The organism is Paracidovorax citrulli (genome assembly GCF_900100305.1).
In the GTDB taxonomy this organism is placed as follows: Bacteria; Pseudomonadota; Gammaproteobacteria; order Burkholderiales; family Burkholderiaceae_C; genus Paracidovorax; species Paracidovorax citrulli.
In genome coordinates, this window is the sequence record NZ_FNEY01000002.1 from 229363 (window position 1) to 241673 (window position 12311).

11 protein-coding genes are annotated in these 12311 nt (G+C 56.7%); all 11 read left to right on the plus strand.

What is annotated here, in order from left to right:
- The first annotated feature begins 12 nt into the window (after window positions 1–12).
- The 11 genes from BLR99_RS02285 (at window position 13) to BLR99_RS02335 (ending at window position 12302) form a co-directional block, all read left to right on the plus strand.
- Window positions 13–384 (plus strand): DUF2304 domain-containing protein, encoded by a 372-nt coding sequence (locus BLR99_RS02285; RefSeq protein WP_011794103.1) that lies wholly within the window; start codon window positions 13–15, stop codon window positions 382–384.
- On the plus strand, window positions 381–1898 hold the full coding sequence (locus BLR99_RS02290) for a mannose-1-phosphate guanylyltransferase/mannose-6-phosphate isomerase (protein ID WP_011794104.1): 1518 nt from the start codon (window positions 381–383) through the stop codon (window positions 1896–1898). The genes BLR99_RS02285 and BLR99_RS02290 overlap by 4 nt, the downstream gene beginning before the upstream one ends.
- Before the next feature lie 39 nt (window positions 1899–1937).
- Window positions 1938–3233: a nucleotide sugar dehydrogenase gene (locus BLR99_RS02295; protein WP_041827798.1), complete on the plus strand. Its 1296-nt coding sequence runs from the start codon at window positions 1938–1940 to the stop codon at window positions 3231–3233.
- Between the two features lie 22 nt (window positions 3234–3255).
- Entirely contained in the window at window positions 3256–4194 is a 939-nt protein-coding gene (locus BLR99_RS02300; RefSeq protein ID WP_011794106.1) for a Gfo/Idh/MocA family oxidoreductase, read from the plus strand.
- A gap of 84 nt (window positions 4195–4278) precedes the next feature.
- Complete coding sequence (locus tag BLR99_RS02305) at window positions 4279–4848, plus strand: acyltransferase (protein ID WP_011794107.1); 570 nt, start codon at window positions 4279–4281, stop codon at window positions 4846–4848.
- A 21-nt stretch (window positions 4849–4869) separates the two neighbouring features.
- Window positions 4870–5970: a DegT/DnrJ/EryC1/StrS family aminotransferase gene (locus BLR99_RS02310; protein ID WP_011794108.1), complete on the plus strand. Its 1101-nt coding sequence runs from the start codon at window positions 4870–4872 to the stop codon at window positions 5968–5970.
- Complete coding sequence (wecB, locus tag BLR99_RS02315) at window positions 5967–7049, plus strand: non-hydrolyzing UDP-N-acetylglucosamine 2-epimerase (protein WP_011794109.1); 1083 nt, start codon at window positions 5967–5969, stop codon at window positions 7047–7049. Before BLR99_RS02310 ends, wecB begins: the two co-directional genes overlap by 4 nt.
- On the plus strand, window positions 7046–7828 hold the full coding sequence (locus tag BLR99_RS02320) for an ABC transporter permease (RefSeq protein WP_011794110.1): 783 nt from the start codon (window positions 7046–7048) through the stop codon (window positions 7826–7828). Before wecB ends, BLR99_RS02320 begins: the two co-directional genes overlap by 4 nt.
- Window positions 7821–9605: an ABC transporter ATP-binding protein gene (locus BLR99_RS02325; protein WP_011794111.1), complete on the plus strand. Its 1785-nt coding sequence runs from the start codon at window positions 7821–7823 to the stop codon at window positions 9603–9605. The genes BLR99_RS02320 and BLR99_RS02325 overlap by 8 nt, the downstream gene beginning before the upstream one ends.
- An 8-nt stretch (window positions 9606–9613) precedes the next feature.
- A complete protein-coding gene (locus tag BLR99_RS02330) occupies window positions 9614–11056 on the plus strand; it encodes a class I SAM-dependent methyltransferase (RefSeq protein ID WP_198320361.1) in 1443 nt (480 codons plus the stop codon).
- A gap of 52 nt (window positions 11057–11108) precedes the next feature.
- Window positions 11109–12302 carry a glycosyltransferase gene (locus BLR99_RS02335; protein WP_011794113.1) on the plus strand — a complete coding sequence of 398 codons (1194 nt, stop codon included), beginning with the start codon at window positions 11109–11111 and terminating at the stop codon, window positions 12300–12302.
- Window positions 12303–12311 lie beyond the last annotated feature (9 nt).

Sequence of the window (12311 nt, forward strand, 5' to 3'; positions counted from 1 at the left end):
GGCAGCAGATCGATGGCATCTTTGCAAGCAACCACCGCACTGATGGGCATCGGATTGGCAGTGCTGATCCTCTACCTCATCCGCCGCGATCATCTCTATCTGATGCATGGCCTGTTCTGGGTCGCCGTGGCCTTCGCTGCAGCGGTGCTGGGGGCATGGCCGGGCCTGATCGACCGGCTGGCGCGTCTTCTCGGGATCAGCTATCCGCCCGCACTCTTGCTGCTGCTCGCGAATATCGTTCTGGTCATCAAGGCACTGCATTCGGACATGGTCAATACCCGCATCGAACGGGACGTCCGCCGCCTGAACCAGCGCCTCGCGTTGCTCGAGGCCGATGCGGAGGAATTTCGTGATCGCCTCCGTGCCGACGTGCCCGACGCATGACCGTGGCCGCTTTACCCCGATTGCTGCCGGTGGTGCTTTGTGGGGGCGTGGGCTCGCGCCTGTGGCCGCTCTCGCGTGAAACCTATCCCAAGCAGTTCCTTGCGCTGACCGGCGAGCGGTCCATGCTCCAGGAAACCGTGCTGCGGCTGCGGGAACCGCTGCCTGGTATCTGTGTGGACGATGCCCCTGTGCTGGTCTGCAACAGCGAACACCGTTTCGTCGCTGCCGAGCAGTTGAAGGCGATCGGCATGGAGGGCGCACGGATTCTGCTGGAGCCCGTGGGCCGCAATACCGCGCCGGCCCTCACCATCGCTGCGCTACAGGCGCTCGAAAACGACCAATCCGACGACGATCCCGTGCTGTTGGCGATGCCCGCGGACCATGTGATTGCGGATGGAGGTGCTTTCCGGCTGGCCGTCCAGCGTGCCTTTCCGTTCGCGGCGGAGGGCGGTATCGTCACCTTCGGCATCGTGCCGGATCATCCGGAAACAGGGTATGGCTACATCCGTTGCGTACCGCTGGCGCATGGGAACTCTTCAGGCCTGGATAAGGCTGCGCAAGTGCGCCGTGTCGCCGATTTTGTCGAGAAGCCGGACGGAGAGACGGCATCCGCGTATCTCGCCAGCGGCCAGTACTTGTGGAATGGCGGTCTTTTCATGGTGCGTGCAGGCCGGTGGCTGGCGGCTGTGCGTGCATGCCGGCCCGACATCCTGGAGGCATGCTCCGACGCCATGCGCGGCGCTGTGCGCGATCTGGATTTCATCCGGCCTGCCGAACCGGCCTTCGAAGCGTGTCCCACGGATTCCATCGATTACGCGGTGATGGAACGCCTGCCGTCCATGCCGCAACTGGATATGCACGCTTATGTCGTGCCCCTGGACGCGGGATGGTCCGACCTGGGGGCCTGGGATGCTCTCTGGGAAACACTCGAGCGCGATCCTGAGGGGAACGCCGCTGTGGGCCACGTGGTGCAGCATGGCTGCCGCGACACACTGCTGTATGGCTCGAGCCGGCTGGTCGCCGGGGTCGGCCTGGACCATGTCGTCGTGGTGGAAACCCCCGATGCGGTGCTGGTGGCCGACAAACGCCGTACACAGGAAGTGAAGCACGTGGTGGCCCTGCTGGCGCGTGCAGGGAACGGGTTGGCCCAGCACCACCGAAAGGTGCATCGTCCCTGGGGGTGGTACGACGCCATTGACAGTGGGGCCCGGTTCCAGGTCAAGCGCATCGTCGTCAATCCGGGCGCGCGCCTCAGCCTGCAAATGCACCGGCACCGCGCGGAGCACTGGGTGGTGGTCAGTGGCATGGCGGAAATCACCAACGGAGACGACACCTACGTGCTCGGACCCAACCAATCCACCTACATTCCCGTGGGCACGGCCCACCGGCTTGCCAACCCCGGGCAGATGCCGCTCGAGATTATCGAGGTCCAGTCGGGAGATTATCTCGGCGAGGATGACATCGTGCGACTCGATGACATCTATGGCCGCTCGTCCTCTGGAGGCGGCAACTGAACGCTGGCGCAGCCTGTTGAATTCTTGCTGAAGTAGATGATGAACCTGGAAAATGCAACCATTGCCGTGATCGGCCTGGGCTACGTGGGCTTGCCACTGGCCGTTGAATTCGGAAAGCAACGCCCTGTGCTGGGGTTTGACATCAACGCGGAACGCATCGCGGAACTGCAGTCCGGCAAAGACGGCACTCTTGAGGTAACGTCCGAGGATCTGAGGGCGGCAACCCATCTGCGCTACAGCGCGGACCCGGAAGACCTCAAGGATTGCGGAATCTTCATCGTGACCGTGCCGACCCCGGTGGACACTGCCAATCGGCCCGACATGACGCCGCTGGTCAAGGCCAGCGAGACGGTAGGCCGCGCCATGCCACAGGGGGCTGTGGTGATCTACGAGTCCACCGTGTATCCCGGTGCAACGGAGGAGGTGTGCGTCCCCGTGCTGGAACGTTGCAGCGGCAAGACATTCAACACCGGTTTCTTCTGTGGCTACAGCCCCGAGCGCATCAATCCGGGCGACAAGGTCAACACGCTTACCAAGATCCGGAAAATCACCAGCGGCAGCACCCCTGAAGTGGCGGATGCCGTGGACGCTCTCTACGCCGAGATCATCACCGCAGGCACCCACAAGGCGAGCAGCCTGAAGGTGGCCGAAGCCGCGAAGGTCATCGAAAACACGCAGCGCGACCTCAATATCGCCCTGGTAAACGAACTGTCGGTCATCTTCGAGCGATTGGGGATCGATACGCTCGACGTGCTGGAAGCCGCCGGCAGCAAGTGGAACTTCCTGCCTTTCCGGCCGGGGCTCGTGGGCGGCCACTGCATTGGGGTGGACCCGTACTATCTGACCCATAAGGCCGAGGAAGTGGGCTACCACCCTCAGGTCATCCTGGCCGGACGGCGCATCAACGACAACATGGCGCGCTACGTGGCGCGAAACACCATCCGGCTGATGCTGCGCAACGGCATGGACGTTCCCCGGTGCCGCATCGGTGTCCTGGGCATCACGTTCAAGGAGAACTGCCCGGACATCCGCAACAGCAAGGTTGTGGACATGGTGCGGGAGTTCGAATCCTGGGGCGCCAATGTGGTCGTCTGTGATCCATGGGCCAATGCGCAGGACGTGCAGCACGAATATGGCATCTCCCTGGGAAGCGTGTCCGCGCAGGAACCCGTCGATGCGCTGGTCGTTGCGGTGGGTCACCACCAGTTCCGTGAAGCCAGCCTTTCCGAACTGCGCGCCTTCTGTCGCGGCGACCGCCCCGTGCTGGCTGACGTCAAGAGCCTCCATGACCGCCACCAGGCCGTGGCATCCGGCTTCACCGTGTTCCGTCTGTGACTTCCCCGACTTCTGATCGTCCATGAAAAATTTTGCCCTCATCGGCGCTGCCGGCTACATCGCCCCCCGGCACATGCGCGCCATCAAGGACACAGGCCACCAACTTTCTGTGGCCTACGATATCAACGACTCGGTGGGCATCATCGACAGCATCTCCCCACAGAGCGATTTCTTCACCGAATTCGAGCGCTTTCTGGAACATGCCTACCGGCTCAGGCGCGAGCCGGCCACGGCGCTCGACTATGTGTCCATCTGCTCTCCCAATTACCTACACCTGGCGCATATCGCCGCAGGTCTGCGCCTGGGCTGCGATGTGATCTGCGAAAAGCCACTGGTGCCCACGCCTGCCCAGATCGACGAACTTGCGCGCATCGAGAAAGAGACTGGCCAGCGCATATTCAACATCCTGCAATTGCGGCATCACGAGGCCATTCTTCGTTTGAAGGAAAAGGTCGCTGCCGCTCCGAAGGATGCGAAGTTCGACGTGGAGCTCACTTACATCACCTCGCGCGGCAAGTGGTATCTGGAGAGCTGGAAGGGCGACCCCCGCAAGTCCTTCGGCGTGGCTACAAACATCGGTGTGCACTTCTTCGACATGCTGCATTTCATCTTCGGCAGGCTGCAGGACAACCGCCTTCACCTGAGCGAGGAAACCAAGGCCGCCGGATACCTCGAGTACGAGCGGGCGCGGGTACGCTGGTTCCTCTCCATCGATGCCAACGATCTGCCCGACGACGTCAAGGGCAAGAAGCCCACCTACCGCAACATCGACGTGAGCGGTGAAAGGCTGGAGTTTTCGGAAGGCTTTACTGATCTGCACACCACCAGCTACCAAGAGATCCTGGCAGGGCGGGGATATGGCCTGGAGGACGCCAGGCATTGCATCGAGACCGTGAACTCGATCAGAACGGCTCCTGTGATGCGTGATGGAGATGCTCTCCGGCATCCCTTCGTTCGTTGACGGCCGCGACGTGGCCGCCATTCCCGGCGGCTTTCCCCGACTCGCCTGAAAGCCTGGAATTACACAGTGACAGCCGAAGCTGAATTGACGATACATCCCACGGCCATCGTGGATCCCGGAGCGCAGATAGGCGCCGGAACGCGGATCTGGCACTGGGTACATATATGCAGTGGCGCTCGCATCGGCGAGCGCTGCTCTTTTGGCCAGAACGTTTTCGTGGGCAACGATGTCCAGATTGGCAACAACGTCAAAGTCCAGAACAACGTCAGCGTTTACGATGCGGTGACACTGGAGGACGACGTGTTCTGCGGTCCCAGTGCCGTATTCACCAACGTATACAACCCGCGCAGCGCGGTCCCCCGCAAGGATGCGTACCGCCGGACCGTCGTCCGCCGTGGCGCAACCCTGGGGGCCAACGCGACGATCGTATGCGGCGCCACCATAGGGGAATATGCCTTCATAGCTGCCGGTGCCGTCGTGAACCGTGACGTTCATCCCTACGCACTGATGGCTGGCGTCCCGGCCCGCCAGATCGGATGGATGAGCGAGATGGGCGAGCGCCTCGATTTACCCATGACTGGAAATGGCGAAGCCACATGTCCTGCCACGGGTGGCCGCTACCAGTTGCTGGATGGCCGGGTCCAACGTATTTGAACCGTATTCGACAGGGATGTCATGGAATTCACAGATCTGAAAGCGCAATACCGAGCGCTCAAGCCGGAAATCGACGAGGGCATCCGCAGGGTGCTGGACCATGGGCAGTACATCATGGGGCCGGAAGTCGCCGAACTGGAGGAGCGCCTGGCGGACTTCGTGGGGACGAAGCACTGCATCACTGCCAGCAACGGTACGGACACGCTCATGGTGGCCATGATGGCGTTGGGCATCGGGCCTGGAGATGAAGTCATCACCACCCCGTTCACTTTCGTTGCCACGGGGGAAATGATTGCCTTGCTCGGTGCTGTGCCGGTTTTCGTGGACATCGATCCGGAAACGTACAACATCGAACCGCAGCTCGTCGAAGATGCCATCACCTCGAAGACCCGCGCCATCATGCCTGTGAGCCTATATGGCCAGTGCGCGGACATGGACGCCATCAACGAAATCGCAGCACGGCACGGGCTTGCAGTGATCGAGGACGCCGCGCAGTCGTTCGGCGCGACCTACAAAGGCCGCAGATCCTGTGGCTTGTCGACCGTTGGTTCCACCAGCTTCTTTCCCAGCAAACCCCTGGGCTGCTATGGCGACGGAGGGGCCCTGTTCACCGACGACGACGCACTGGCCAAGGCAATGCGTGAGATCAGGGTGCACGGCCAGGATCGCCGCTACCACCACCCGAGGCTCGGCATCAACGGCCGGCTCGATACGCTGCAGGCAGCTATCCTGCTGGTCAAGCTGGGGCGCTTCCCATGGGAGATCGGCCAGAGGCAGAAGGCCGCGGACATCTATACCGATCTGCTCAAAGTCCATTGTCCCGAAGTCGTTCGGCCACACATCAGCGAAAACGGTACCAGTGTCTATGCGCAATACAGCGTTCAGGTCGAAGACCGCGAAAGGGTCATTGCGTTCCTCAAGGCGCGCGGCATTCCAACGGCAGTCCACTACCCGGTGCCCTTGAATCATCAGCCAGCTTACAAGGACATCTGCAAGGGATATCACACGCCGAAGAGCAGTGAGGCGGCGAATCGCATCATCAGTCTGCCCATGAGTGCCGACATTACTGAGCAAGACCAGCGAGACGTCGTTGCTGCACTGGCAATGGCATTGAAAAAATGAAAAAAATTCTTACTGTAGTGGGTGCCCGCCCCCAATTCATCAAGGCGGCAGCCATATCGCGGGCCATCTCCCAGCGCCATGTCGATCGTTTTATAGAAGTCCTAGTCCATACAGGGCAACACTACGATGCGAACATGTCGCAGGTGTTTTTTGATGAACTGCAGATTCCGGCTCCTAAATACAACATGGAAGTGTCAGGTGGGGGACATGGCGTCATGACCGGACGCATGTTGGAAGGAGTCGAGAAGATCATTCAGGAAGAGCGTCCGGATTGGCTGCTCATCTATGGAGATACCAACTCCACTCTCGCTGGAGCACTCGCAGCCGCCAAATTGCACATTCCCATCGCGCACGTAGAGGCCGGGCTCAGGTCTTTCAACATGCGGATGCCGGAGGAAATCAACCGCATCCTCTCGGACAGGGTTTCCAGCCTGCTTTTCTGTCCTACTGCAGCAGCAGTGGAGAACCTGAGAAGAGAAGGGCTGGAAAAAGGAGTGCATAATGTCGGCGATGTGACGTATGACGTCGCCCTGTTCTACAGGGAGATTGCGCTGCAGCGCAGCGAAATATTGAATCGCCTTGGCGTCAAGTCTGGCGATTACGTTCTCGCCACTTGCCATCGTGCGGAAAATACGGACGATCCAGGGCGGATGTCTCAGATATTGGAGGCCCTGGGCAGGATCGTGGAAACTCGCCCGGTCGTTTTGCCCCTGCACCCGAGAACCAGAAATGCCATCCATGGCTATGGACTGGGCGACCGTCTGAACAAAATCATGGTCACAGATCCGTTGCCATACCTCGACATCGTCGCGCTGGAGCAATGTGCGCACACCATCGTCACCGACTCGGGCGGCGTACAGAAAGAGGCTTTCTTCTACGGTGTTCCTTGCGTCACCGTGCGGAGCGAAACGGAGTGGATCGAAACCGTCGATTCCGGGTGGAATACGATCGCCGGTGCTGATGCCCGCAAGATACTGGACGCCATGGATGCAGGCCGCCCTGCTGCCTCGAAACCTGAAGTTTATGGCAAGGGTGACGCGGCAGACCGTATTCTGGACATCATGGGCGCTGATCGATGAATCTGATCCATCTCATCTGGGCGCACCGCTGGATCATCGCTGCGACCACCGTGGTCGATGTGAAGTCGAGATTCCGGGGAACGGTGATAGGAATCCTCTGGACGGTGATCTATCCCATTTTGTTTCTCGGCATATATGCCGTGATCTACATCATGATATTCCACGTACGTGCTGCTGGCTACGGCACGGAAGAGTACGTGCTCCTGGTGTTCTGCGGGCTTGTACCTTTTCTGGGTTTTTCCGAAGCGCTAGGAAACGGCGTGGGTTCGATCATCGCGAATAAAGGTCTCATAAAGAATACACTTTTTCCCATCGAATTGGTTCCAGTAAAGGCAGTTCTTTCGAGCAGCGTCACCATGGGTGTCGGCCTCCTGCTTCTGATATCTGCCTTGTGGATATCAGGAGTCTGGCATATGACCCAGCTTGCAGTGCCGCTGATACTGCTGCTGCAGCTCATGTTCTCGATCGGGCTGATCTGGCTTCTGGCCGCTGTCAATGTCTTTATCCAGGACATAGGGCAGATAGTTGCCATATTTATTATGTTCCTGATGCTCGTTTCGCCGATCGCATATACGCATGAAATGATACCCAAGGAGTTGATGCCTTTCATGTATCCCAATCCTTTGTATTATTTGATCATGCTGTATCGAGATGCTCTCTACTTTGGTTCGATACGAATCGATATGCTTCTGATATTTTCGGCCATAAGTTTGGTCATGTTCCTGATAGGGGGGCATGTATTTTCACGATTGAAGCCGCTTTTTGCTGACCATGTCTGATCTTGCCGTGTGCTTGGATCGCGTATCCAAGATGTACAAGCTCTACCGGAATCCGAAGTACAGGATGTTGGAAGCGCTTGGTATTCCTGTTGCGAAGTCTTCTTACGACGAGTTCTGGCCCTTGCGAGATATTTCGTTGCAAATCCGGAAAGGTGAGCGTGTCGGGTTGATCGGGCGAAACGGGGCGGGCAAGAGTACCATCCTCAAATTGATCGCCAACCTGGTCCAGCCCACCGAGGGTACTGTAGCAGTCAAGGGAAAAATTCAGGCGTTGATGGAGTTGGGGACAGGTTTCCATCCGGAGTTCACTGGACGCGAGAACGTTATTTCCGCACTTGCATACCAAGGCATAACCGGCCGTCGCGCCAGAGCGCTCCTGGATGACGTGCTGGATTTTTCGGAACTCGAAGATTTCATCGACAAACCGATAAAAACTTACTCAGCAGGAATGTATTCACGGCTGGCATTCGCAGCTGCTACTGCGGTAAGCCCGGAGATTCTGATCATTGACGAAATCCTCGGTGCTGGCGACGCATATTTCGCAGGCAAGTCTGCGAGAAGAATGCGGGAGCTTACCGCGGATGGCTCCACCGTATTGTTCGTTTCGCACGATATGTCTGCAGTCCAGATGATCTGCGACCGGGCGGTATGGATCGAGCGCGGACAGATCATTGCTGACGGGCATCCCATCGAGGTCGGTAAGAAATATGCTTCCTCCATCCGGAAACAGGAGGAAATGCGTTTGCGGGCGGTTAATCTCAAGTTGGGAAGGGGGGACACAAAGACCCTTGAGGCAAAAGACCAGTCCGATCGTACATGCACCTTACGTTTCATCTCGGCCAGCGGTGGTGCACCGAAGCACCAGCCGGTGAACTTCTATTTCGTGAATCTCTATCATGGAGACGAACTGATCGAGGGCGTGAAAATTGGCGCATCTGCGGACGACGACAGGAGTCAGCAGATACATCTGTTGACGGCGAAGGGCTTCATGAACTGGAGCGAACCGCTGCGCATGCCCGATGGAACCTCCTATCGGCAGTTTGTCGATATGCAGGGAAAATACTTGCATGCTCCGTTGAGCGTGGGATTGCCGCAAGGAATCGAAGGAGATTTCCATCTCGAGATATCGCATTCAGGAAGCGGCCACGAGGAAATACTGCTGCAGATATTCAACGGCAATGACTATGCGACTCTGGATCGGCTGACTGCCCAAGCCGGGATTCAAAGGGTCGCCCTGATGCGTGTGGAGAAAGAAGAGGAGAGCGAACCCGCTTTGGAAGCTCCACCGGCGCCTGCGGCGCAGGTGCTGGCAGAGGAATCACCGCAAGAGGATTTTTCATATGGCGACGGCGGATTGAGCATCGAGGCCGTCGATTTCCATGATGCTGCACTAGCATCACGGTTGACCTACGAATTCGGCGAAGCCCTCCATGTGACCGTGCAGTGGCGTTCCTCGAGGGCAATGCAGCGTGTTGCGTGCGTCATTTGCATATACGGCATGGATGGACGTTGCATCAGCCAAGTTGTCTCCCCGCAGTTCTCTACCGATAATCGTAAAACTGCAGGAGAGCTCTCCGCATCATTTTCCCCGGTGATGATCGGAGCGGGCGAATATGTAGTGTCTGTCGGTTTTTTTGAAGATCTGGAAGAAGGCTTGATGATCCCTGGAAAGCCTCTTTGTGTTCAGGATAGAAAATATCGCCTGAAGATTTTGAGCCCTGAAAATATCAGGATGGAACGCGGTGTGGTTGTTCATCCCGTGGAATGGACTATTTGAGAATCATCATGCCAGATAGAGTCGACGTACAATATTTTTCCCAGGCCAAGCTTTGGGGGCAGCCGGTGCATGAACAAGTGATGGTTGCCAGGGATCTTGTTCGGCTTATTCCTGATGATGTGCGTACCATTCTGGATGCAGGATGTGGCAACGGGGCCGTGACCAACGATATTGCCGAATCCTGGAGCGTGGTGGGCTGCGACATCAGCGAGACGGCGCTGAAAAACGTTGCTGCCCCGGCGGTGGTCGCTGACCTGTGCAAACTTCCCTTTCCTGATGACAGCTTCGATCTGGTCCTGGCCAGTGATGTGATCGAGCATCTTCCCGATGAAATATATGAGCAGGCGCTCAGGGAAATCTCCAGGGTGGCCGCCAAGTATGTATTGATTGCCGTGCCATACCGAGAGGTCCTGGAGGCGGCGTACGTTTCCTGCCCATCCTGCGATCAGCGATACCATGCGCATTTGCATCAGCGCGTTTATGAAGAAGCCAGCCTGCATGGCCTGATGGGAAACCAGTTCCAGATCGATAAGATGCTGCTTTCCGGGGAACATTGGAAATACAGTTCCACCTCTTTGCCCGATGCCTGTTACTCGGTGGCTGGCTTGGATTACCCTTTCGAGAATGCCATCTGCCCATATTGCGGTACCAGGAGGGGTGCCAAGACCGTCGGCAAGGGCGCCGAGAGCTTCAGAAGAAAGATCGAAGCATACCAGGCGATGTCCGTCGCATATGGGTTCGAGCCTGTGCCACCTCGGAGCGAGATCATCGCGCTCTACAAGAAGGGCGGTTCATTCTCGCAATCGATTGCTTTGGGTCCGGAAGATTTCATTGAAGATGAGCCGGAAATAATCGAAATCGATAGTGCTCCTAAATTGAAGGACCCGGTCAGTTATCCAGCGGTCGTATATGAGCTGGAATCTCAGGGCTCAGAGCGCCTGTTGTTCTTGAGAAAGTCCCCGGAAAAATTAAAAGTTTTGAGAGGACAGTTGTCCGGTGTGGATAGTTATTGTCCGGTCAATGAGGTTTATCGCCGGTCTGAGGCCTTGGAAGGTGGGGGTTTTGCCATCGCGGAAATTCCCTTCAACATGAGAGGCTTCTTGGTCCGGTTTGTTGGTGCGTCAGATGATCTGGTGGTCGGTTTGCAATACCGGAAATATACGTCGAGGGATGAGATACTGCACCTATGCTTTCAATGTTTTCCATATGGTTCCGCTCAGGACAATGCACGCATCCAGCAATTGAATGCCATTGCGGAGAAGCTGGAATCGACCCGCAGCGAACTGGAAGAGAAGCTGCGGATCAGGGATATGCATTATGAAGAGCTGCAGGAAAGATTTGAAGAAGTCAACGCGTTGGCAAATGGACTTGAAAGCGAGCGTGTCCGATTGAATGGGCTCTTGGTCGAAATGGAGAATTGTCGAACCAAGGGTGAAGAAGAGCAGCCGTAGATTCGAGTAGGCCATCGAGAGTCTGATTCAAGGCCGTGATCATCGAGGGAATATGAAAATAAAGTCAGTACTGGTTGTCTCGCATATGTATCCTCGAGACTATCATCCTGCAGGTGGGATATTTGTCCACGAGCAGGTCAAGGCTTTGAGGGACGCGGGAGTGGATGCCCGGGTCATCACGGGCGAACCTTTCTGGATCAACACCTTTCATCCATTGAGGGTTATCTCTGCCCTGAGGTCTTGGTGGCGGATGGGAGGATATGACTGGGAGTTGCATAATGATGTGCCATTCATAAAATTTCCATATATCGTTAGTTCCAGGTTTCTGCCGTTTCAGGCGCATTTTTTTACCTATCGCTTTGGTGCGCTGCGATGTCTTGGGAGGATGAAAAAAGATTTTTCATTTCAAGTTATCCACGCACATACCTCTTTTACCGATGGAAATGCCGGGGTTGCTATATCTCGAAAATACAAGGTGCCGCTTGTTATCACGGAACATACCGGGCCTTTCGAAGTCCTGACGCGTACTTCATTCTTGCGAAGAAAAACACAGGCGGCAATCAACTCCGCCGGGTGCCTTATTGCCGTGAGCAAATCCCTGTTCGAAGATATCAATAGGCAGGTGAGACTGAAGTATCCTGATAGGGCAATGGTGCTTCCCAATGTCGTGGATGTCCGTAGTTTCCTTCAAACCGAAAGGAGGACTGGAGGGAGCCGTATCAATGTACTTTGGGTAGGACATTTCGTTCCGGTGAAACGCGTCGGCTTGTTGATCAAAGCCTTTTGCAAGGCGGTCGGCCAGGATCCCAGGCTGAACCTGACATTGGTAGGGGAAGGACCTTTGGAGGCAGAACTCAAGGCGTTGGTGGACGAACTTCAACTAACAAAGCATGTCAATTTCGCAGGCGCTGCGGACAGGAAGCAATTACCCGGTTATTACGGGAACTCAGATTTCCTGGTTATTTCCAGTGAATCGGAAACCTTCGGCGTTGTGGCTATTGAGGCAATGAGCTGTGGCGTTCCTGTTCTTAGTACGGATTGCGGAGGGCCGGCGGACATGATTGTCAACTCCAGCCTGGGAACTATCGTTGGCATGGGGCTGGATGACCTGAGTGACGGGTTGTTGAGCATGGCAAAGCGATCGGGCGATTTTGATGCCCATTACATCAGAAGGCATGCGGAAGAGAATTTCTCTGCTTCCGTAGTTGCGGGCAGGATGCTGGAAGTTTATAAAAGATTGCAATAAAAGTTGAAA